Annotated in this window: 18 protein-coding genes; 4 read left to right on the plus strand and 14 right to left on the minus strand. The window is 72.7% G+C overall.

Annotated features, from left to right (window positions below):
* Positions 1-6: 6 nt before the first annotated feature.
* From HFV08_RS09125 to rsmH, 14 genes are all read right to left on the minus strand, one after another.
* Positions 7-645, minus strand: a complete 639-nt coding sequence (locus tag HFV08_RS09125) for a cell division protein SepF (protein ID WP_040254398.1) — start codon at positions 643-645, stop codon at positions 7-9.
* 133 nt (positions 646-778) lie between these two features.
* Entirely contained in the window at positions 779-1,498 is a 720-nt protein-coding gene (locus HFV08_RS09130) for a YggS family pyridoxal phosphate-dependent enzyme (protein ID WP_040254397.1), read from the minus strand.
* A 7-nt stretch (positions 1,499-1,505) separates the two neighbouring features.
* On the minus strand, positions 1,506-2,237 hold the full coding sequence (gene pgeF / locus HFV08_RS09135) for a peptidoglycan editing factor PgeF (protein WP_376770593.1): 732 nt from the start codon (positions 2,235-2,237) through the stop codon (positions 1,506-1,508).
* Positions 2,237-3,484, minus strand: a complete 1,248-nt coding sequence (gene ftsZ, locus HFV08_RS09140; protein ID WP_168537674.1) for a cell division protein FtsZ — start codon at positions 3,482-3,484, stop codon at positions 2,237-2,239. Before ftsZ ends, pgeF begins: the two co-directional genes overlap by 1 nt.
* 282 nt (positions 3,485-3,766) lie before the next feature.
* Positions 3,767-4,540: a cell division protein FtsQ/DivIB gene (locus HFV08_RS09145; protein WP_168537676.1), complete on the minus strand. Its 774-nt coding sequence runs from the start codon at positions 4,538-4,540 to the stop codon at positions 3,767-3,769.
* 47 nt (positions 4,541-4,587) lie between these two features.
* Entirely contained in the window at positions 4,588-5,682 is a 1,095-nt protein-coding gene (gene murG / locus HFV08_RS09150) for an undecaprenyldiphospho-muramoylpentapeptide beta-N-acetylglucosaminyltransferase (protein ID WP_168537678.1), read from the minus strand.
* Between the two features lie 6 nt (positions 5,683-5,688).
* A complete protein-coding gene (ftsW, locus tag HFV08_RS09155) occupies positions 5,689-7,002 on the minus strand; it encodes a putative lipid II flippase FtsW (protein WP_246341630.1) in 1,314 nt (437 codons plus the stop codon).
* A 189-nt stretch (positions 7,003-7,191) separates the two neighbouring features.
* On the minus strand, positions 7,192-8,610 hold the full coding sequence (gene murD / locus HFV08_RS09160) for a UDP-N-acetylmuramoyl-L-alanine--D-glutamate ligase (RefSeq protein ID WP_312885480.1): 1,419 nt from the start codon (positions 8,608-8,610) through the stop codon (positions 7,192-7,194).
* A complete protein-coding gene (mraY, locus tag HFV08_RS09165; protein WP_040254386.1) occupies positions 8,607-9,677 on the minus strand; it encodes a phospho-N-acetylmuramoyl-pentapeptide-transferase in 1,071 nt (356 codons plus the stop codon). The genes murD and mraY overlap by 4 nt, the downstream gene beginning before the upstream one ends.
* Positions 9,674-11,104, minus strand: a complete 1,431-nt coding sequence (locus HFV08_RS09170) for a UDP-N-acetylmuramoyl-tripeptide--D-alanyl-D-alanine ligase (RefSeq protein ID WP_168537682.1) — start codon at positions 11,102-11,104, stop codon at positions 9,674-9,676. Before HFV08_RS09170 ends, mraY begins: the two co-directional genes overlap by 4 nt.
* Before the next feature lie 4 nt (positions 11,105-11,108).
* Positions 11,109-12,749, minus strand: coding sequence for a UDP-N-acetylmuramoyl-L-alanyl-D-glutamate--2,6-diaminopimelate ligase (locus tag HFV08_RS09175; protein WP_312885497.1), 1,641 nt, complete (start codon positions 12,747-12,749; stop codon positions 11,109-11,111).
* Between the two features lie 63 nt (positions 12,750-12,812).
* Positions 12,813-14,768: a peptidoglycan D,D-transpeptidase FtsI family protein gene (locus HFV08_RS09180; RefSeq protein ID WP_168537684.1), complete on the minus strand. Its 1,956-nt coding sequence runs from the start codon at positions 14,766-14,768 to the stop codon at positions 12,813-12,815.
* A gap of 4 nt (positions 14,769-14,772) precedes the next feature.
* Positions 14,773-15,351, minus strand: coding sequence for a cell division protein FtsL (gene ftsL, locus HFV08_RS09185; RefSeq protein ID WP_168537686.1), 579 nt, complete (start codon positions 15,349-15,351; stop codon positions 14,773-14,775).
* 43 nt (positions 15,352-15,394) lie between these two features.
* Entirely contained in the window at positions 15,395-16,423 is a 1,029-nt protein-coding gene (gene rsmH, locus HFV08_RS09190; RefSeq protein ID WP_168537688.1) for a 16S rRNA (cytosine(1402)-N(4))-methyltransferase RsmH, read from the minus strand.
* 538 nt (positions 16,424-16,961) lie between these two features.
* Between rsmH and HFV08_RS09195 the strand changes: the two genes are divergently transcribed.
* The 4 genes from HFV08_RS09195 to HFV08_RS09210 all read left to right on the plus strand — a co-directional run bounded on the left by HFV08_RS09195 (position 16,962) and on the right by HFV08_RS09210 (position 22,684).
* A complete protein-coding gene (locus tag HFV08_RS09195; protein ID WP_210430037.1) occupies positions 16,962-17,531 on the plus strand; it encodes a beta-class carbonic anhydrase in 570 nt (189 codons plus the stop codon).
* Between the two features lie 286 nt (positions 17,532-17,817).
* Complete coding sequence (locus HFV08_RS09200) at positions 17,818-18,858, plus strand: AAA family ATPase (RefSeq protein WP_168537690.1); 1,041 nt, start codon at positions 17,818-17,820, stop codon at positions 18,856-18,858.
* Positions 18,858-20,261, plus strand: coding sequence for a DUF58 domain-containing protein (locus tag HFV08_RS09205; RefSeq protein WP_168537692.1), 1,404 nt, complete (start codon positions 18,858-18,860; stop codon positions 20,259-20,261). Before HFV08_RS09200 ends, HFV08_RS09205 begins: the two co-directional genes overlap by 1 nt.
* Complete coding sequence (locus tag HFV08_RS09210; protein WP_168537694.1) at positions 20,258-22,684, plus strand: transglutaminase TgpA family protein; 2,427 nt, start codon at positions 20,258-20,260, stop codon at positions 22,682-22,684. The genes HFV08_RS09205 and HFV08_RS09210 overlap by 4 nt, the downstream gene beginning before the upstream one ends.
* Positions 22,685-22,700: the final 16 nt, after the last annotated feature.

Consider the following 22,700-nt stretch of genomic DNA (forward strand, 5'->3'; position numbering starts at 1 on the left):
TGCGTCTCAGCTCTGGTTGAAGAACCCGCCCTCTGCGATGCGGGCCTTGTCCTCCGCCGTTACATCGACGTTAGCAGGCGAGAGGAGGAAGACCTTCTGAGTCACTCTTTCAATACTCCCGTGGAGACCGAAGACGAGTCCGGCGGCAAAGTCGACAAGTCGCTTCGCGTCGGTGTCGTCCATCTCCGTCAGGTTCATGATCACCGGAGTGCCCTCGCGGAAGTGTTCCCCGATGGTACGGGCCTCGTTGTAGGTCCGGGGGTGCAGTGTGGTGATGCGGTAGGGCTCCCGCTCGGACACCACCTTGGGCATGATCACAGGTGCGTTCTTCTCCAGGCTCTGGCGTTCAGGTGTGATGGATGCCACGGGGGCGATTCGCGCCGGACGTCCGGATTCCGCGGAGAGCGAAGAGGACCGGGACGGCTCGCGCTGGGCGGGAGGCGCGACCGCGCGCACCGCTTCCTCGCGCCCAGAGGAATGGGACTGGTGTGACTGATGTGACGATTCATGGCGCCGACGGTCCCGCTCGGGCTCCGGATCAAGCTCGGGTTCGAAGTCGTCGTCGGGGTCGAAGCCCCGGCCGTCGTACCCATCGTCCTCCACGAGGCCGAGGTAGACCGCCATCTTGCGCATCGCGCCGGCCATGCTCTGAGTCCTCCGCTCTGTGGTGGATCGACTGCCACGACCCGGTGAACCAGGTCCGCGATCCACGAGGTGCACCCCGCTTCAACTGCGGGAATGACCATATTTTGTGCTGTGGTCCGACTTCTTGGCGACGTTACCCGAGCCGTGGTCGGACTCCGAGTACCGCCGTACCGACGCGCACATGTGTCGCCCCGGCCGCGACGGCCTGTTCGAGGTCCGCACTCATCCCTGCGGAAACCATGTTCGCAGCCGGATGGGCCGCGCGCATATGGGTTGAGAATTCCATCAGCCGCTCGAACGCCGCCTGTTGCCTGCCCGCGTACGGCCCGGTGAGCGGCGCGACGGTCATCAGACCGGCCAGCCGCAGCCCCTCGGCCGAGGCGATCAGCGAGGCCAACTCCTCGATCCCGCCCGCCCCCACGCCACCGCGCTCGCCCCTCTTGTCCTCGTCCGCGTCGAGCGCGACCTGGATCAGGCAGTCCACCGCGCGCTCCGCGCGGACGGCCTCCCTGGACAGCGCCGTGACCAGCTTCGGCCGGTCCACGGACTGCACCACATCGGCGTAACCGACCACGGAACGCGCCTTGTTGGTCTGCAACTGCCCCACGAAATGCCAACTCAGGGGCAGATCTGCACATGCGGAGGCCTTGGGTCCCGCCTCCTGGTCGCGGTTCTCCGCCACCTCGCGGACACCGAGCCCGGACAGGATCCGCACATCCTCGGCCGGGTAGGTCTTGGTGACCACGATCAGGGTCACCTCCTCCCGCCGCCGGCCCGCGGCCCGGCAGGCCCGGGCGATGCGCTCCTCGACTGCGGCCAGATTCGCGGCCAGTTCGGCCTCGCGGTCGCTCATCCCCACCTCAGTCCAGCCACACATAGCCCGCGAGACGGCCCGTGGTGCCCTCTTTGCGGTACGAGAAATGATCGTCCGACTCCAGGGTGCAGACCGCCGAACGCTGCCGGTCGCGCACCCCGAGCCGCTCCAACTGCGCGTGCACACCCGCCGTGACGTCGACCGCGGGGGTGCCCCAGCTGGTCTCGGCGCGGGCGGCGGGCTCCACCGCGGCGACCTCGGCCCGCATCCGCTCGGGCACCTCGTAGCAGCGTCCGCAGACGGCGGGTCCGGTACGGGCGGTGATCCGCGCGGGTTCGGCGCCGAGCGAGACCATCGCCTCGACCGCCGCCGGAACGATTCCCTTGACCATGCCCGGGCGCCCGGCGTGGGCCGCCGCGACGACCCCGGCCACCGGGTCGGCGAGCAGTACGGGGGTGCAGTCGGCGGTGAGCACCGCGAGGGCGAGGCCGCGGCGGGCGGTCACCACCGCGTCCGCCTCGGGGATCTCCTGGTCCGCGGCCCAGGGCCGGTCGACCACCACCGCGGTGTCGCCGTGCACCTGCCGCATCCACACCACCCGCGCGGGGTCCAGGCCGAGCGCGGCGGCGGCACGCTCCCGGTTGCCGCCGACGGCGGCGGGGTCGTCACCGACCGCGCCGCCGAGGTTGAGCTGAGCGTACGGAGTGGCGCTCACCCCGCCCCACCGGTCGGTGAAGGCGAAGTGGGCGCCACTCGGCGTATCCGTGTGTGCGGTTATCACTTCAGGAAGTCCGGCACGTCCAGTTCCTCGGCCGCGCTGTCCTGGTAGCGGGCCGGGGGCACCTGCGGGGTGCCCGAGGAACCCGAGGTGGAGGCGGGTGCCGGGGACTCACTCGCCGGGACGGGGCTCGCGGGCTCGGCGGCGGGCTCCGGGGTGAGCGGCTTGGGCTCCTCACGCGGGGTGACGCTGCCGAGGCCGCCGAAGGCCGGGCGGGTCTCCGCCGGGCGGGAGGGGGCCGCGGACTCCTCCCGCTTGGCCGAGGCCGAGCCGAGGACGCCGTCCCGCTTGGAGGGCGGCTGACCGCCGTCGAAGCCGGCGGCGATGACGGTGACCCGTACCTCGTCGCCGAGGGCGTCGTCGATGACCGCGCCGAAGATGATGTTGGCCTCGGGGTGGGCGGCCTCGCTCACCAGCTGCGCGGCCTCGTTGATCTCGAAGAGGCCGAGGTCGCTGCCGCCGGAGATGGAGAGCAGCACCCCGCGGGCGCCGTCGATGGAGGCCTCCAGGAGCGGCGAGGAGATCGCCATCTCGGCGGCGGCCACCGCGCGGTCGTCGCCCCGGGCCGAGCCGATGCCCATCAGGGCCGAACCCGCCTCCGACATCACGGACTTGACGTCGGCGAAGTCGAGGTTGATCAGGCCGGGGGTGGTGATGAGGTCGGTGATGCCCTGGACGCCGGAGAGCAGGACCTGGTCCGCGGACTTGAAGGCGTCGAGGACGCTGACCTGGCGGTCCGAGATGGAGAGCAGCCGGTCGTTGGGGATCACGATGAGGGTGTCGACCTCGTCGCGGAGTTCGGCGATGCCGTCCTCCGCCTGGTTCGCCCGGCGGCGGCCCTCGAAGGTGAACGGGCGGGTGACCACGCCGATCGTGAGGGCGCCCAGCGAACGGGCGATGTTGGCCACGACGGGTGCGCCGCCGGTGCCGGTGCCGCCGCCTTCTCCGGCGGTGACGAAGACCATGTCGGCCCCCTTGAGGACCTCCTCGATCTCCTCGCGGTGGTCCTCGGCGGCCTTGCGGCCGACGGCGGGGTTGGCCCCGGCGCCGAGTCCGCGGGTGAGTTCCCGGCCGACGTCGAGCTTGACGTCGGCGTCGCTCATCAACAGGGCTTGCGCATCAGTGTTGATGGCGATGAACTCGACGCCTTTGAGACCGACCTCGATCATCCGGTTGATGGCATTGACACCACCGCCGCCGACACCGATGACTTTGATGACTGCGAGGTAGTTCTGCGGTGCTGCCACGTCGAAGGCCTCTCGCCTCGAGTTACGTGTCGCTGCTTCGCGGTCCTGCGAGCGGCGACTGATGCCGAATGGGACGGTTCGAACGCCGACCCGAACCCTAACGCTGAAGTTTAGGGTTACCAGTGTGTCTCTTGCTGGACTTCATTGACTGTTCCGAGCAGGACACTAAGTCGACGAGCGGCGCGCGTTCAACGAACACGCCGAACCTCCCTCTTTTCTTTTCACCCTATGTGATCAGCCGTTGCGCTGCTCAACCAGGGTGCTGGCCTGCGAGGACGTGCGTCAACTCCGCGATGAGGCAGGGGCGGTGGGAACACTCACATCGAAGTGGTCCGCCTTCGGTGCGGCTTTCAGAAGGGCCGTGAGCGTACGCGCCTTGGCCGCGCTGTTCTCGCTGCTTCCCCACCGCACCGTGCGGCCCTTGCTCAACTCCAGCGAGAAGGCGTCGTACGAACTCGCCTTCAGCAGACGGGTCTCACGGGCGACCGCCGCCGGGATGTGCCCGGCGACGCGCACCGCCTCGCGTACCAGCCGGGAGGCGGGGAAGCGGCGCAGGCTCGGGGAGTCGGCGGTCGCCAATTCCAGTACGGGCACGCCCTCGGGGGCCCGCTCCCGCTCGGCGAAGCGGACTCCCTGGGCGTCGACTTCGGTGTAGCGGCCGTCCTTTCGGACGAGGAGGACCGCGGTGCGCTCGGTGACCTCGACGGTGAGGGTGTGCGGCCAGGAGCGGCTCACCTCCACCGAGTCGAGGCGCGGGAGCCTCTCGCGCAGCCGCGCCTCGATGTCCTCCGTGTCGACGGAGGCCATCGGGCTGCCGAGCGGCAGGGCCGCCGCCTCGCGCACCTGCTCCTGGCTCAGTACGCGGGTGCCGCTCACCCGCGACTTCTCGGCACGCAGCCAACTGGAGCCGTACAGCGCCCAGGTGGTGAATCCCGCGAGGAGCACGGTCAGCAGGAGGAGCAGGAGCAGCAGGCGCCGCCGGGTGAACCGGGGCGGGCCGGACCTCGTCTGCTCCTGTTCGGCGGCACCGCGTTCGGCGGTGGTGGGTCCGGCCACGCTCCCCTGCCTTCTGCCGCGCGCGGGGGCGCGGCCGTGTTCCTAGGTCACGCGCTCTGCCGCGACCTGATCGCCTCGTACACCATGCCGACGAGGAGTTCGTCGGCGTCCCGGCGGCCGAACTCCGAGGCGGCACGGGACATCTCGTACAGCCGGTGCGGGTCGGCGAGGACCGGGAGGACGTTGCCCTGCACCCACTGGGGGGTCAGTTCGGCGTCGTCGACCAGGAGTCCGCCGCCCGCCTTGACCACCGGCTGGGCGTTGAGCCGCTGTTCGCCGTTGCCGATGGGCAGCGGGACGTAGGCGGCGGGGAGCCCGACGGCGGAGAGTTCGGCGACGGTCATCGCGCCCGCGCGGCAGAGCATCATGTCGGCCGCGGCGTACGCGAGGTCCATCCGGTCCACGTACGGTACCGGCACGTAGGGCGGCATTCCCGGCATGTTGTCCACGTGCGGCAGTTCGTTCTTCGGGCCGACCGCGTGCAGGATCTGGATGCCGGAGCGCTGGAGGACCGGGGCGACCTGCTGGACGACCTCGTTGAGCCGCCGGGCGCCCTGGGAGCCGCCGGAGACGAGCAGGGTCGGCAGCTGCGGGTCGAGGCCGAACATCGCGCGGGCCTCGGGGCGGGCCGCGGCGCGGTCGAGGGTGGCGATGGTGCGGCGCAGCGGGATGCCGATGTAGCGGGCGCCGCGCAGCTTGCTGTCGGGGGTGGAGACGGCGACCTGGGCCGCGTAGCGCGAGCCGATCTTGTTGGCGAGGCCGGGGCGGGCGTTGGCCTCGTGGATCACGATGGGCACCCCGAGGCGCTTGGCCGCGAGGTAGCCGGGCAGGGCGACATAGCCGCCGAAGCCCACCACGGCGTCGGCGCGGGTGCGTTCGAGGATCTGCTCGGCCGCCTTGATGGTGCCGCGCAGCCGGCCCGGCACGGTGATGAGTTCCGGGGTGGGCTTGCGCGGCAGCGGAACCGCCGGGATCAGGGCGAGTTCATAGCCGCGCTCGGGCACCAGGCGGGTTTCGAGGCCGCGTTCGGTGCCCAGGGCGGTGATGCCCGTGCTGGGGTCCTGCCTGCGCAGGGCGTCCGCGAGGGCGAGCGCGGGCTCGATGTGACCGGCGGTCCCCCCACCGGCGAGTACGACATGCACCGAAATTCACCGCTCTCCGGACGAACGCGCCCGTGCGCGCCGTCTCATCGTCTTCCATCTGGCGGGCTCCCGGTCTCCCGGAGCGCCCTTTGCCGCAGCCCGCTTTCTACCAAAGACGGCCCCCCAGTGCCCAAGCAGCCTGGGGCCCGTGCTCTGGCGCAGTGCGAGCGCCGCCCGCGCAGCGGGTTCCTCGCGCGCGAAGGCGATGAGGAGCCCGATGGCGAACATGGTCGGCAGCAGGGCCGAGCCCCCGTAGGAGAACAGCGGGAGCGGAACCCCGGCGATCGGCAACAGACCGAGCACCGCACCGATGTTGATCACGGCCTGGGCCGTGATCCAGGTGGTCACACCGCCCGCGGCGTACCTCACGAAGGGTTCCTCCGTGCGTCCGGCCACGCGGATACCCGCATAGCCTAGAGCGGCGAAGAGCACGAGTACGGACAGCGTCCCGGCCAGGCCCAGTTCCTCCCCGGTGATGGCAAAGATGAAGTCCGTATGGGCTTCGGGGAGTTGGCCCCATTTCTCCACGCTCGCGCCGAGGCCGGAGCCGAAGAAGCCGCCGGAGGCGAGCGCGTAGGTGCCGTGCACCGCCTGCCAGCACTGGTCGTCGGGGCCCGGGTCGGTGGCGAAGAGGCAGCCGAGGCGGCCCATCCGGTTGGGGCTGGTCTTGATCAGGATCGCGCCGATGAACAGGGCGACACCGAGAACTCCGGCGAACAGCCTGGTCGGTGCCCCGGCGAGCCAGAGCAGCCCGAAGAGGATGGAGCTGAGGATGATGGCGGTGCCCATGTCGCCGCCGAGCATGATGATGCCGAGCAGCATGAAGGTGACCGGCACGAGCGGCACCAGCATGTGCTTCCACTGGGTCAGCAGGCGCTTGTCGCTCTTGCGGGCGAGCAGGTCGGCGCCCCACAGGACCAGGGCCAGCTTGCCGAACTCGCTGGGCTGGAGCTGGAAGGGGCCGCCGAGCGAGATCCAGTTCTGGTTGCCGTTGACCGCGACTCCTATCCCCGGAACCTGCACCAGGATCATCAGAAAAACCGATCCTGCGAGGATGGGATAGGCCAGGGCGCGGTGCAGTTTCACCGGCATCCGGGCGGCGGCGTACATCAGGATGCTGCCGAGGACCGCCGCCACGAACTGCTTCTTGAAGAAGTAGGCGCCGGGCAGCGAGAGCTGGAGCGCCTTGATCATCGAGGCGGAGTACACCATCACCAGGCCGAGCACGGTGATGAGCAGCGCACTGCCGAAGATCAGGTAATACGCCGTCAATGGCCGGTCCCAGGCCCGCCGGAAGCGCAGATACAGCCGCAGCGCCAGGGGCTCACGCGGCGGGCGCGGGCGGCCCGCAGGGACCCGGCGCCCAGCGGATCCGCGCACCGGGCGGGCCGGGGCGCGGCCGCCGCCGCGCAGCGCCGCCCCGTCCCCCGCCCGGGAGTCGGGGCCCAGCCGCGAAGATGTCACGTTCCCCTCCGAGGTGCCCGGCACCGCCGGGCCAGGGCGGCCCGGTCAGGCGCTGGCGGCGGGCAGTTCGCGGACCGCCGCCGCGAACGCCTCACCGCGCTTGTTGTAGTTGGTGAACATGTCCATCGAGGCACAGGCCGGTGCCATCAGCACCGTATCGCCCGGCCGCGCGAGGCGTGCCGCCTCCCGGACCGCCGCCGACATCGCACCAGTGTCGGTCCGTTCGAGGTCGGTCACCGGGACGTCGGGCGCGTGTCGCGCCAGTGCTTCGCGGATCAGCGCGCGGTCGGCGCCGATCAGGACCACCCCGCGCAGCCGCCCGGCCGCGCCCTTGACCAGCTCGTCGAAGGTGGCGCCCTTGGCGAGACCGCCCGCGATCCACACCACGTGCGGATACGAGCCGAGGGAGGCCTCGGCGGCATGGGTGTTGGTGGCCTTGGAGTCGTCGACGTAGGCGACCCCGTCCACCTCCGCGACGTGCTCGATGCGGTGGGCGTCGGGGCGGAAGGCCCGCAGCCCCTCGCGTACGGCGGCGGGTTCGACGCCGAAGGCGCGGGCGAGGGCCGCCGCGGCGAGGGCGTTGGCGATGTTGTGCGGGACGCTCGGCCGGACGTCGGTGACCTCGGCCAGCTCCTGGGCCCGCTCCTGGCGGTTCTCGACGAAGGCGCGGTCGACCAGCAGGCCGTCCACCACGCCGAGTTGGGAGGGAGCCGGGGCGCCGAGGGTGAAGCCGACGGCGCGGCAGCCCTCGGCCACCTCCGCCTCCCGGACCAGGTCCTCGGTGGCCTTGTCGGCGGCGTTGTACACGCAGGCGACCTGATTGCCCTCGTAGACCCGGCCCTTGTCGGCCGCGTACGCCTCCATCGAGCCGTGCCAGTCGAGATGGTCGGGGGCGAGGTTGAGGACGGCGCCGGAGTGGACGGCGAGGCTCGGTGCCCAGTGCAGCTGGTAGCTGGAGAGTTCGACGGCGAGCACGTCGAGGGTGCCGTGCCGCTCCGCGTCGAGGACCACGTCGATGATCGGGGTGCCGATATTGCCGACCGCGGCCGTGCGCAGCCCCGCCGCCTCCAGGATCGAGGCGAGCATCCGGGTCGTGGTGGTCTTGCCGTTGGTGCCGGTGACCGCGAGCCAGGGCGGGGCGCCGGGGCCGCGCAGCCGCCAGGCGATCTCCACGTCGCCGACCACGTCCACGCCCGCCTCGGCCGCCGCCGCGAAGAGCGGGCTGGACGGTTTCCAGCCCGGCGAGGTCACCACCAGCGAGGTGCCCTCGGGCAGGGTCTCGGCGTCGGCGAGGCGTACGGCGACGCCCTCGGCCCGCAGTTCGGCGGCGCGCGCCCGGTGGGTCTCGCTGTCGCCGCCGTCCACCACGGTCACCTTCGCGCCGAAGCCGGCCAGGGCGCGGGCGGCGCTGATGCCGCTCACCCCGAGACCGGCGACGGTGATGTGCTGTCCCTCGAAGGTCACTTCTCGGCTGCCCACCCTGCGTAGAAGAGGCCGAGGCCGACGATCACGCACATGCCCTGGATGATCCAGAAGCGGACCACGACCAGGACCTCGGACCAGCCCTTGAGTTCGAAGTGGTGCTGGAGCGGCGCCATCCGGAAGACGCGCTTGCCGGTCATCCGGAAGGAGCCGACCTGGATCACCACGGACATGGTGATGAGGACGAACAGGCCGCCGAGGAGCGCGAGCAGGAGCTCCGTACGGGAGCAGATCGCGAGGCCGGCGAGGGCGCCGCCGAGGGCGAGCGAGCCGGTGTCGCCCATGAAGATCTTCGCGGGCGAGGTGTTCCACCACAGGAAGCCGAAGCAGGCGCCCATCAGGGCGGAGGCGACCACCGCGAGGTCCAGCGGGTCGCGGACCTCGAAGCAGGCGGCCGGGTTGGTCAGGGTCGCGGCGTTGACGCAGGACTCCTGGTACTGCCAGATCCCGATGAAGGTGTAGGCGCCGAAGACCATCACCGAGGCGCCGGTGGCGAGTCCGTCGAGGCCGTCGGTGAGGTTCACCCCGTTCGACATCGCGAGGATCATGAACAGCGCCCAGACCACGAAGATGACCGGGCCGATGGACCAGCCGAAGTCCGTGACGAAGGAGAGCTTCGTGGAGGCGGGGGTGTTGTTCTGGCTGTCGGCGAACTGCAGGGACAGCACCGCGAAGGCGATGCCGACCATCAGCTGACCGGCCATCTTCGCCTTGGCCCGCAGGCCGAGCGAGCGCTGCTTGACGATCTTGATGTAGTCGTCGAGGAAGCCGACCAGGCCCATGCCCGCCATCAGGAAGAGCACCAGGACACCGGAGAAGGTCGGGTCCTCGCCGGTGATCACCTTCGCGAGCGCGTAGGCGATCAGGGTCGCCAGGATGAAGGCGATACCACCCATGGTCGGGGTGCCGCGCTTGCTGTGGTGCTCGCGCGGGCCGTCGTCCCGGATGAACTGCCCGTATCCCTTGCGGGCCAGGAACTTGATCAGCAGCGGGGTGCCGACCAGGGTCAGGAAGAGCCCGATCACACCCGCGAAGAGGATCTGCCTCATCGGCCGGCGACCTGCCCCTCGGAAGACGCGGCGAAGCCTTCGAGCAGCCCCTCGGCCACCCGCTCCAGGCCGACCGACCTGGATGCCTTCACGAGTACGACGTCCCCCGGCCGCAGCTCGCTGCGCAGTAGATCGATCGCCGCCTGTGCGTCGGACACGTGCACCGACTCCTCACCCCACGAACCCTCGTTGTATGCGCCCATCCGCAGCCAGGCGGCTTCCCTGCCCCCGACAGCCACGAGCTTGCCCACGTTCAGCCGGACGGCGAGCCGCCCGACCGCGTCGTGTTCGGCGAGAGCCTCGTCCCCGAGCTCGGCCATCTGCCCGAGCACCGCCCACGTACGGCCCCCCTCGGCCCGTGAGGCCTCGCCCATCGCCGCGAGCGCGCGCAGCGCCGCTCGCATGGACTCGGGGTTCGCGTTGTAGGCGTCGTTGACCACGGTCACGCCGTCCGGGCGCTCGGTGACCTCCATACGCCAGCGAGAGAGGGAGCCCGCCGCACACAGGGCGAGGGCGATCTCTTCCGCGGACATGCCCAGTTCATGGGCGACGGCGGCCGCGGCGAGCGCGTTCGACACGTGGTGCTCACCGTACAGGCGCAAGGTCACCTCGCTGCACCCGGAGGGTGTGTGGAGGGCGAAGGACGGCCGCCCGTCGGCGGTCAGCCGCACGTTTTCGGCTCGTACGTCGGCTTCGCCCGCCTCCCCGAAGAGCAGCACCCGCGCCTTGGTGCGGGAGGCCATCGCGCGGACCAGCGGATCGTCGGCGTTGAGGATCGCGGCGCCCTCGGCGGGCAGCGACTCGACGAGTTCGCCCTTGGCCTCGGCGATCTGCTCCCGGCCGCCGAACTCCCCGATGTGGGCGCTGCCGACGTTCAGGACGACACCGATCCGCGGCGGGGTGAGCCCGGTGAGGTAGCGGATATGGCCGATTCCGCGCGCTCCCATCTCCAGTACGAGATAGCGCGTCCCCTCCGTGGCGCTGAGCGCGGTGAGCGGCAGGCCGATCTCGTTGTTGAAGGAGCCCGGCGTCCACACGGTGGGCGCCTTGCGGGTGAGCACCTGGGCGATCAGGTCCTTGGTGCTGGTCTTGCCCGCGGAGCCGGTGACCGCGACCAGGGTGGCGCCGAGCCGCTGGACGACGGCGCGCGCGAGGGCGCCGAGGGCGCTCTGCACGTCCTCGACCACGATCGCGGGCACGCCGACGGGGCGGGCGGCGAGGACCGCCACGGCCCCCTTGGCGACCACCTCGGCGGCGTAGTCGTGTCCGTCGCTGCGGGCGCCCGCGAAGGCGGCGAAGAGCGAACCGGGCTCCACCTCACGGGAGTCCTTCACCACCGGTCCGGTCACTTCGACGGCCGGATCCGGTATGTCGTGGATCTGCCCGCCGACGGCTGTGGCGATCTCGGCGAGGGAGAGGGCGATCAAGAGTTCATCCCTGGGTCTTGTCGATGGCTTCGCGGAGCACCTGGCGGTCGTCGAAGGGGCGGATCACCCCGGCGATGTCCTGGCCCTGCTCGTGTCCCTTGCCCGCGACCAGGACGGTGTCCCCGGGCTCCGCGCGGGCGACGGCGGCCGCGATGGCGGCGGCCCGGTCCTCGAAGACGGCGACGTCGCCCCGCTCGTGGGTGGGCACCTCGGCGGCGCCCGCGATCATGGTGGCGAGGATGGCGAGCGGGTCCTCCGAGCGCGGGTTGTCCGCGGTGAGGATCGCGGTGTCGGCGAGCCGCGCGGCCGCCGCGCCCATCGGCCCGCGCTTGGTCTTGTCGCGGTCGCCGCCGCAGCCGAGCACGATGTGGATCCGGCCCTCGGTCACCTTGCGCAGGGCGCGCAGCACCGACTCGACCGCGTCCGTCTTGTGCGCGTAGTCGACGACCGCGAGGTAGTCCTGGCCCGCGTCCACGCGCTCCAGGCGGCCGGGGACACCCGGCACCGCGCCCACTCCGACGGCGGCGCGCTGCGGGTCGAGCCCGGCGACCGCGAGCGTGACGATCGCGGCGAGGGTGTTGGAGACGTTGAAGGGACCCGGCAGCGGGGCGCGCGCCGCGATGCGCTCGCCCTTCGGGCCGACCACGGTGAACGTCGAGCCCAGCGGCCCGACTTCGACGTCCTCGGCGTGCCAGTCGGCGTCCGGGTGGCCCTCCGCCGAGTACGTGGTGATCGGCAGCGAGGCCTCCTTGACCAGGCGCCTGCCGTACTCGTCGTCGAAGTTGACCACGCCCTGCCTGCTGCGCAGCGGGGTGAACAGCTGCGCCTTGGCCTGGAAGTAGTCCTCCATGCCGGAGTGGAACTCCATGTGCTCCGGGCTGAGGTTGGTGAACACCGCGACGTCGAAGACGCAGGCGTCCACCCGGCCGAGGACCAGGGCGTGGCTGGAGACCTCCATGGCGACCGCCTCGACCCCGCGCTCGCGCATCACCGCGAAGAGCGCCTGCAGGTCGGTGGCCTCGGGGGTGGTGCGCTCGGACTTGATGCGCTCCTCGCCGATGCGCATCTCGACGGTGCCGATGAGTCCGGGGACGCCGCCGGCCGCCTCGTCGAGTCCGCCCTGCACGAGGTAGGCGGTGGTGGTCTTGCCGGAGGTGCCGGTGATGCCGAGCTGGAGCAGGGCGCGGCCGGGGTGGCCGTAGACCGTCGCCGCCAGCTCGCCCATCCGGGCCCGGGGGCTGTCGACGACGAGCACCGGCAGCCCGGTCGCGGCGGCCCGCTCGGCGCCCGCCGGGTCGGTGAGGACGGCGGCGGCGCCCAGCTGCGCGGCCTGCGGGGCGAAGTCCGCCCCGTGGTAGCGGGCCCCGGGCAGGGCGGCGTAGATGTCACCGGGGCGCACCGCGCGGGAGTCGTGGGTGATGCCCGTGACCTCGGCCTCGGCGGGGGACTCGATGCCCAGCTGGGCGGCGAGCGCGCTGAGCGCGGTGGCCTCGGTACGGTCCGGACGAGGCGGCCCCGGGTAGGTCACAGGGGCGGTGTTCTCGGCGGTCCCGGCGGTGTTCGGGGACTGGTCGGCGTGTGGCACGGCGGTAACCGTACCGGCCCCGCCCCCGCCGGAGCGAAGTGATGGGCGCGGCGGAGCAATCGTCTCCTGGCTGCCGCGAGGGTGCAGGTCGTTCGTCGTCACAGGCGATTCCCGGTCGTTCTTTCAGGGTGTGAAGGCTACGGGCAGCCGGGCCGGCTCGGCGCCGGTCGGCGGTACCTGGAGCGTCTTGAGGGCGAATTCCATGACCTTCTTGTAGATCGGCCCGCAGATCTGGCCGCCGAAGTAGCCGCCCTTGGTGGCGTTCTGGATGGCGCAGTAGACAGTGACCCGGGGCTTGTCGGCGGGCGCGAATCCGGCGAAGGAGGAGGTGTAGCCGCGGTAGCGGCCGGTCTCGGGGTCGACGCGGTTGGCGGTGCCGGTCTTGCCCGCGACCCGGTAGCCGGGGATACGGGCCTTGACGCCGGTGCCCTCCTCGTCGTCGACCACCGACTCCAGCATCTTCGCCAGGGTGCCCGCGGTCTTCTCGCTGACCACCCGGGTCGTGCCGGGCTTGGCGACCGGGGTGAACCGGCCGTCGGCGCCGCGGCTGCCGCGCACCAGGCTGGGCTCGATCCGGGTGCCGCCGTTGGCGATGGTCGAGTAGACCGAGGCCGCCTGCATCGCGTTGATGGAGAAGCCCTGGCCGAAGGGGATCGTGTACTGCTGCGAGGTGGACCAGTCGCCGGGGCGGGCGAGGATGCCCGGGGTCTCGCCCGGGAAGTCGAGGCCGGTCGGGACGCCGATGCCGAATTTGCGCAGATAGGAGTGGAGCACCTCGTTGGCCTTGGGCTGCGTCTTGCCCAGCTGCCCGGTGGCGAGGATGGTGCCGATGTTGCTGGACTTGGCGAGCACCCCGTTGAGGGTGAGGTGCCAGGTCGGGTGGTCGATGTCGTCCTGGAAGAGCCGGTCGCCGCGGTGCAGCCGGTTGGGCACCGTGACATGGGTGCCGGGGGTGGCCGCCTTCTCCTCCAGTACGGCCGCCATCGACATGACCTTGGCGGTGGAGCCCGGCTCGTAGGCGTCCTGGACGGCGGCGTTGCCGAGCGAGCCGCCCTTCGCGGAGGAGAGGTCGTTGGGGTCGAAGCCGGGGGCGTTGGCCATCGCGAGGATCTCGCCGGTCCGGGTGTCCTGGACGATGACGTAGCCGCGGTCCGCCTTGGACTTGGCGACCTGCTTGCTGATCGCCTCCTGCGCGGCCCACTGGATGTCCCGGTCGATGGTCAGCTCGACCTCGGAGCCGGGCACCGGCGGCTTCTCGGTGCCGCCTGCGGTGGGCACCCGGCGGCCGCCGGACTGGGCGTAGGTGACCTTGCCCTTCTTGCCCGCGAGCTCCTTCTGCAGCTGCTGTTCGAGTCCGCCGCCGCCCTTGCCCTCGGCGTTGACCCAGCCGAGCATGCCCGCGCCGAGGTCGCCGGCCGGGTAGACGCGCTTGCTGCTGGCCTCCTGGAAGACGCCGGAGAGGACGTTGACGGTGCCGTCCCGCTGGGCCCGCTCGGTGAGGGTGGAGCGCAGGTCCTTGATCTGCTTCCAGACCGAGGGCTCCTGGCGGCGGGCGAGGACCACGTAGCGCCCCTTGGTGCGCAGCTTCTTCGCGAGCTCCTCGGTCTCCTGGCCGAGGATCGGCCCGAGGAATCCGGCGGCCTGCTCCGGGGCGTCCTGGGTCTCGGTGAACTCCGGCGTGAACATCGAGGGGTCGGCGGTGATGTCGTACGCGTCGTCGCTGAGCGCGAGGGAGACGCCGTTGCGGTCGGTGATCCGGCCGCGCTCGGCGGCCAGCGTGTGCGTGAGGTAGCGGTCCTTCTCGGCCTTGGCCGCGTAGGCGGGGCCGTCCACCGCCTGCACCTGGAGCAGCCGCACCACGAAGACCAGCATGACCAGGGTCAGGCCGAGGCCGACCATGCGCAGCCGGGGCCGGGGGCGGCCCAGCCGGATGGTGCGCGGCCGGGCGGGCGGGCGGCCGCCGCGCGGCTGCCGGGAGCTCTGCCGCGGCGGGCGGGGGCGTCCGCCCTGCCTGCCGCCGGAGCGCTCGGGCCGGGCCGGGCCCGGTACCCGGCGCCGCGGGGGTTGCCTGTCGGTCACGGCGTCACCTGCCGGTGGTCGAGGGTGCGGGCTGGGGGGCGGTGGAGGGCGCGGCTCCGGGGCGGCCGCGGGGTGTGGCGGCCGGGGCGGATGCGGCCGTACCGCTCGGGGCCGGGGCCGTGCGGTTCGGGGCCGCGGTACGGCCGGGGGTGGCGGCGGGAGACGGGGCGGGCGGGCTCGGCACGGTCTGGGGCTTGGGTGCGGGCGGGGCCGCGGACTTCTCGGCGGCGCCGGGCACCCCGCGCAGGCCGCCGTCCGGGGTGAGGAAGACCGGGTCGCCGCCGGGCACCATGCCGAGTTCACCGGCCCGGCGCTGGAGGGCGCCGGGGGCCGAGTAGCCGTCCACGTCCCGTTCGAGTTCCTGGCGCTCCTCGGTGAGCGAGGTGGTGTCCTTCCTCAGCTCGCTGAGTTCGAAGGAGCCCGCGTTGAGCGAGGAGTTGAGCATCAGCAGGGCGATCAGGCCGCCGCCGAGGAGGACGACCACGAGGAGCACGAAAGGGGTGCGCGCGGCGCCGCTCGGCCGGGTGGGGAAGAGACCGGCGAAACGCGCCGCCCGGCCCCTGAGTTCGGGTGCCCTGCTCATGCCGCCGCCCTCGCCTTCCCGTCGTCCCGTGCGGACTGCGCGCTCACGCCGCCCCGCCCTCCTCGGGGCGGATGCGCTGCGCACCTCGCAGCCGTGCCGGGGCCGCCCGCCGGTTGGCGGCGACCTCTTCCTCGGTGGGGAGTTCGGCACCGCGGGTCAGCAACTTGAGCCGCGGCTGGTAGCGCTCGGGCACCACCGGAAGCCCGGGGGGCGCGGTACTGGCGGCACCCGCGGCGAAGACCTGCTTGACGAGCCGGTCCTCCAGGGAGTGGTAGGAGAGCACCGCGACGCGCCCGCCGACCGCGAGCGCGGCGACCGCGGCCGGGATCGCCCGCTCCAGAACCGAGAGTTCGCCGTTGACCTCGATGCGCAGGGCCTGGAAAGTGCGCTTGGCCGGGTTGCCGCCGGTGCGCTTGGCGGCCTGCGGCAGCGCGTCGCGGATGAGGGAGACCAGCCGGGCGCTGTTCGCGAAGGGCTCCTTCTCCCGCTCCCGTACGACCATCGAGACGATCCGCTTGGCCTGCTTCTCCTCGCCGTACGCCCGCAGGATCCGCACGAGTTCACCGGGCGGGTAGGTGTTGAGGACCTCGGCGGCGCTGATGCCGGTGCTCTGGTCCATGCGCATGTCCAGCGGGGCGTCCTGGGCGTAGGCGAAACCGCGGTCCGCCTCGTCGAGTTGCATGGAGGAGACGCCGAGGTCGAAGAGGACGCCCTGCACCTCGCGCAGGCCGAGCCGGTCGAGTACGTCGGGGAGTTCGTCGTAGACCGCGTGCACCAGGGTGGCCCGCTCGCCGAAGGGGGCGAGCCGCTCGGCGGACAGGCGCAGCGCCTCCTTGTCGCGGTCCAGGGCGACCAGGCGGGCCGCGGGGAAAGCAGTCAGGAGCGCCTCGCTGTGGCCGCCGAGCCCGAGCGTGCAGTCGACCACCACGGGGGGCTCCCCGGGGGTGCCGCCGAGGGCCGGGGCCAGCATGTCCAGACAGCGCCGGAGCATCACGGGTACGTGCCGTGCCTGCTCCCCCTGCGGTGCCCGCTCCTCGCCCGGGGCGTCGGGGAGCACCTCGTCCTCGCGCATCGGCCCTCCCGTCTGGCGCCGCGCCCCGGGGGCCGCTCGGCGTCCTCGCCCTCTGCTTCTGCCGCGCTCCCGGGCGGCGCACGCGCATCCCGGTCCCGCCCTCCCCCGGCCGCTCGCCGGAGGGCGCCCCCGTACGGAGGGGGAACGCACCGCCCGCGCCGGGAAACGGCGGCGGCCGGACGGGAGGGGTGGAGGCCGGGCCGTACGTGTACGTGCCGCGCACGCGGATGAGCCCCGGTCAACGGGGCCTCCAGGGGGCGTCCGAGCCGCAGGAAACCCTCTCGCCTGCCGCTTCGCGTCACTTTAGTCCACACTGTCTTGCGGTCAATCAACTGGCCCGCGCGTGGCGGGAGCTGTGCGCGGGCTGTGTCCGGAGCGGGCCGCCCGGACCGGTGCGCGGGGCGCGGCCGGTGTCCTGCTCACTCGTGCGGGTGAGCAGGGCCAGGACCTGTGGGTTAGCTCACAGGAGCGGTCAATGGCGCTCTTTGTCCCGTCCCGCGACGGGCCCGGCCGGGGGCGGCCGGATAGATTCGACGCCATGTCGACTCATGCGCCTTCCGCGTCCACCGCATCCGCAGCGTCCTCCGCGGATGCCCCCGCCCAGGCCCCCGGCTCCGCCGTGACGGACCGCCTCGTCGAGTCCAACCGCCGCTACGCCACCGAGTTCACCGACCCCGGCATGGACGCCCGGCCCGTGCTCAAGGTCGCCGTCGTGGCGTGCATGGACGCCCGCCTCGACCTGCACGAGGCGCTCGGCCTCTCGCTCGGCGACTGCCACACCATCCGCAACGCGGGCGGCGTGGTCACCGACGACGTGATCCGCTCCCTGACCATCAGCCAACGCGCGCTGGGCACCCGCGGTGTGGTCCTCATCCACCACACCAACTGCGGTCTGGAGAGCCTCACCGAGGAGTTCCGGCACGAGCTGGAGATGGAGGTGGGCCAGCGTCCGTCCTGGGCGGTGGAGTCCTTCCGCGACGTCGACCAGGACGTCCGCCAGTCCATGCAGCGGGTGCGCACCTCGCCGTTCCTGGTCTCGACCGAGGATGTGCGCGGATTCGTGTTCGACGTGCACACCGGTCTGCTGCGCGAGGTCGACCCGGCCTGAGCGGACCGGAGAGCGGGCGAAGGCGTCCGCGCCGAACGACCGAGGGTGACCGGCCGGACGCGTTCGCGTACCGGCGTTCGGCAGCAAAAGCTGGCATATCGGCGCCAGTTGTCCACAGGCGAGTGACACGAACCGGTAACGGCATCAAGAATGCTGGGGTGGCACCGCGGGGAACTTCCCGTCCTCGGTGTCCGTGTATGGGGTGGGGCCGGTTCGCGTCACGCGGCGTCGGCCCGCAAATGGTTTCCCCGCTCCTTCGCGGGCGGGGGAAAGCGAGGAGGGCCGGTTGACGACCTATGAGGATCGAGCGAGCCTCACTGACCTGACGGCGACCGCGGAACGCATCCGCGCGTCGGTGGAAGGCGTGATCGAGGGCAAGCCGGAGGTCGTACGGCTCTCGCTGACGGTGCTGCTCGCCGAGGGGCACCTGCTCATCGAGGATGTGCCGGGCGTCGGCAAGACGATGCTGGCCAAGGCGCTCGCCCGCTCGGTGGACTGCTCGGTGCGGCGCATCCAGTTCACCCCGGACCTGCTGCCCTCGGACATCACCGGGGTCTCGGTCTGGGACCAGCAGCGCCGGGACTTCGAGTTCAAGCCGGGCGCGATCTTCGCCCAGATCGTCATCGGCGACGAGATCAACCGCGCCTCGCCGAAGACCCAGTCGGCGCTCCTGGAGTCGATGGAGGAGCGCCAGGTCACCATCGACGGGCAGAGCTACGAACTCCCCGATCCCTTCATGGTCGTCGCCACCCAGAACCCGGTGGAGATGGAGGGCACCTACCCCCTGCCGGAGGCCCAGCGCGACCGCTTCATGGCCCGGGTCTCCATGGGCTATCCGAGCGCGGACGCCGAGCTGCAGATGCTCGACGTGCACGGCGGGCCCTCCCCGCTCGACGACCTCCAGCCGGTGGCGCACGCCCACGAGGTGGCCAAGCTGATCGAGGCGGTGCGCACGGTGCACGTCGCCGAACAGGTCCGGCGGTACGCGGTCGAACTGGTCGCCGCCACCCGGGGCCACCCCGACCTGCGCCTCGGCGCCTCGCCCCGCGCCACCCTGCACCTGGTGCGCGCGGCCCGGGCCGCCGCCGCCCTCGCCGGGCGCGAGTACGCCCTCCCCGACGACCTCCAGGCCCTCGCGGTGCCGGTCCTCGCGCACCGCCTGCTGCCCACCGCCCAGGCCCAGTTGAACCGCCGCAGCGCCGAGCAGGTGGTGCAGGAGATCCTGGGCCGGGTCCCGGTGCCCACCGCGGTCCCGGGCGGCGGGTTCCCCACCGGCGGCCGTCCGCCGCTGCCGCGCCACCAGCCCCACGGCGCCAGGAGGCCGTGATGTCCGCCCCGGCTGCCCCGGTGGCCCAGGAGAGCGCACCGGGGCCCGGGGAGCAGCGGCTGCGCGCCGCCTTCTCCGGGCTCACCACCCGGGGGCGCTCCTTCCTCGCCGCGGGCCTCGCGGCCGGGGTGTGCGCCTATGTGCTGGGCCAGAGCGACCTGTTGCGGGTCGGGCTGCTGCTCGCCTCCCTGCCGGTGGTCTGCGCGCTGGTCCTCTTCCGCACCCGCCACCGGGTGACCGGCAGCCGCCGCCTCTCCCCCGCCCGGGTCTCCGCGGCCTCCGAGGCGCGGGTCCACCTCCGGGTGGAGAACGTCTCCCGGCTGCCCACCGGCCTGCTGATGCTCCAGGACCGGGTGCCCTACGTGCTCGGCCCCCGGCCCCGGTTCGTCCTGGACCGCATGGAGCCCGGCGGGCGGCGCGAAGTCGCCTACCGGGTACGGTCCGATCTGCGCGGCCGCTATCCGCTCGGCCCGCTCCAGCTGCGCCTGACCGACCCCTTCGGCATGTGCGAGCTGACCCGCTCCTTCTCCACCCAGGACATCCTCACCGTCGTCCCGCAGGTGGAGGCGCTGCCCCCGGTGCGCCTCACCGGCGAGGCCAAGGGATACGGAGAGGGCAGACTGCGCGCGCCCGCCCTCTCCGGGGAGGACGACGTCATCCCGCGCGGGTACCGGCACGGCGACGACATACGCCGGGTGCACTGGCGTTCCACCGCGCGGCACGGCGAGTTGATGGTGCGCCGGGAGGAGCAGCCGCAGCAGTCCCGCTGCACCGTCCTGCTCGACACCCGCGACTCCGCCTTCTACGGGGCGGGCCCCGGCTCGGCCTTCGAGTGGGCGGTCGCCGGGGCCGCCTCCACCGTGCTGCACCTGCTCGAACGCGGCTTCGCCGCACGGCTGCTGACCGACACCGGCGCCTCGGTGCCGCGCTCGGGCGCCGAGGCCACCCTGACCGGCCAGGACAGCGCCGAGGCCGCCGGGCTGATGCTGGACACCCTCGCGGTGGTCGACCACTCCGAGTCCCCGGGCCTCTCGCTCGCCTACGACCAGCTGCGCGGCGGGCCCGGCGCGGGCGAGGGCAAGGAGGGCCTCCTGGTGGCCTTCTTCGGAGACGTGGACGAGGAGCAGGCCGCGGTGATCGCCCGGATGTGCCGGCGCAGCGGCGCGGCCGTCGCCTTCGTCCTGGACAGCGCGGACTGGGCCCACGAACACGAACCCGGCTACCCGGACCTGGTCCCCGCGGGCCGCTCCTGGGACGAGGAGCGGCTGCGGCTGCTGCGGCACTCCGGCTGGACGGTGGTGCCGGTGCGACCGGGCGCCCCGATGGCGGCGATGTGGCGCCAGGCCGACGAACTGCGCGGCGCGGCCGGTACGGCGGCCGGGGCACCGGGAGGTGCGGCATGAGCGGACGCACCCGGCTGGCGCTGTGCGCGGCGGCGGCCACCCTGCTCGCCTCCTGCGCCCTGCTGCCGCTGGTCGAGCGGTCGACCTGGCTCCTCCAGGCGGCGGCCCTCGTCCTGATCCAGACCACGGTGGGTGCCCTCGCCCGCCGCGCCCCGCTGCCGAGGCCCGCGACGACCGCCGCCCAGGCCCTGGTCAGCCTGATGCTCCTGACGCTCTTCTTCGCCGGTGCCCAGGCGGTGGCCGGGGTGATCCCCACCCCGGCGGCCCTCGGCGAACTCGGGGGCCTGCTCCAGGCCGGCTCGGACGACATCAGCCGGTACTCGATACCGGCCCCGCTGACCGAGGGCATCCGGCTGATGCTGGTCGGCGGAGTCCTCGTGGTCGGCCTGGTGGTCGACACCCTCGCCGTCACCTACCGGAGCGCCGCGCCCGCCGGGCTCCCGCTGCTCGCCCTGTACTCGGTGGCCGCGGGCCTGTCCGAGGGGGGCGCGGGCTGGCTGTGGTTCCTCCTCGCCGCCGCCGGATACCTCCTGCTGCTGCTCGCCGAGGGCCGCGACCGGCTGGCCCAGTGGGGCCGCGTCTTCAGCGGCGGCCCCCGCGGACCGGGCGGCTCCCCCGCGGCGGCCGAGAGCACCGCGATCGCGCCGGTACGCACCGGCCGCCGCATCGGCATGGTGGCGCTCGGCGTCGCCCTGGTGGTGCCGCTCGCCCTGCCCGGACTGGACGGCGGGCTGGTGGACCCGGCCCGCGGCAAGGGCGAGGGGCCGGGCAACGGCGGCACCATCTCGGCGGTCAACCCGGTGGTCTCGCTGCAGAACAACCTCAACCAGGACGAGGACCGCGAGGTGCTGAGCTATCGCACCGACGGCGCCCAGTCGCAGCCCCTGTATCTGCGCATCGTCGCGCTCGACGACTTCGACGGGAAGTCCTGGAAGCCCGCGGTCCGCCGCATCTCGGACGTGCCCTCGCCGCTGCCCGCCCCGGTGGGCCTCGCCGCCGGAGTGCGCAGCACCGAGCTGAACACCCGTGTCACCGCCTCCGGTTCCTACGCCCAGGGCTGGCTGCCGATGCCCTACCCGGCCACCAACGTCCGTATCGACGGCGACTGGCGCTTCGAACCGGTGGGGCGCACCGTCCTCGGCGACGGCGGGCAGACCACCCGCGGCAAGGAGTACCTCGTCTCCAGCCTGGCCGTGGAGCCGACGCCCTATCAGCTCGCCCAGGCCCCGGCGCCCTCCCCCGGTCTGGCGGAGGAGTTCACCGAGGTGCCCGGCTCGCTGCCCCCGGTCGTGGCGCGCACCGCCCGCCAGGTCACCCGGGGCGCCGCGAACGACTACGAGGCCGCGGTCAAGCTCCAGGACTGGTTCGCCGTCGACGGCGGCTTCACCTACGACACCTCGGTCCAGGCGGGCAGCGGCACCCAGGCCATCGCCCGCTTCCTGAAGGACAAGGAGGGCTTCTGCGTCCACTTCTCCTTCTCGATGGCCGCGATGGCCCGCACCCTCGGGATCCCGGCCCGGGTCGCGGTGGGCTTCACCCCGGGCTCCCCGCAGTCCGGCGGCGCCATGTCGGTCGGCCTGCGGGACGCGCACGCCTGGCCGGAGCTGTACTTCGAGGGCGTGGGCTGGACCCGTTTCGAACCGACGCCCTCGCGGGGCTCGATCCCCGAGTACGCCCAGAGCCGGACACCCGGGAGCCCTCCGCAGCCGGACGAGGAGCCCGTCCCGTCCGCCTCCGAGGAGCCCTCGGCCGCGCCCTCCGCACCGGAGAGCTGCCCGCCGGACCAGCGCAGGACCGGCACCTGCTCCGGGGCCCCGGAGACCTCCACCGGCTCCGGCGGCGGCTCGGGACCGAGCGCCCTGCCCGAGATCCTGCTGTTCAGCTTCGGCGGACTGCTCCTCCTCGGGCTGCCGCTGACCCCGATGCTCTGGCGCAGGCGCACCAGAGCCAGGCGGCTCGGACCGGCCCGCTCCTCCCCCGTGCTCGCGGGCGCCGGCACCCTGCGGGTCTGGGATGAGGTCCAGGACAGCGCCTGGGACTACGGCATCCCGCCCGACGCCTCGCTCACCCCCCGGCGCGCGGCCGAACGCATCGTGCGCGGCATGCGCCTGGAGGGCGAGGCGGCCGGCGCCGTGAGCAGGGTCGCGGCCGCCGTGGAGCAGACCCTCTACGCCCCGAGCCCCGAGCCGGTGCCGGGCCTGACCGAGGACGCGCGCCGCCTGGGCACGGCCCTCGGCGCCTCCGCCGGAAGACGCGCCCGACTGCGCGCCCTGCTGCTGCCCCGCTCCAACGCCCGGCTCGGCCGCGCCCTCGCGGACCACTGGCGCGGCCTCCGCTCCCGTGCGTACGGGATCCTGCCGCGGCGGTCCGGCGCGCGTACGGCCGGGGCGCCCGCGAAGGCCACCGGGTCCGAGGGCGGCTGAGCGGTCGGGGGGGGCG

This window comes from Streptomyces physcomitrii (assembly GCF_012273655.1).
GTDB classification, from domain to species: domain Bacteria; phylum Actinomycetota; class Actinomycetes; order Streptomycetales; family Streptomycetaceae; genus Streptomyces; species Streptomyces physcomitrii.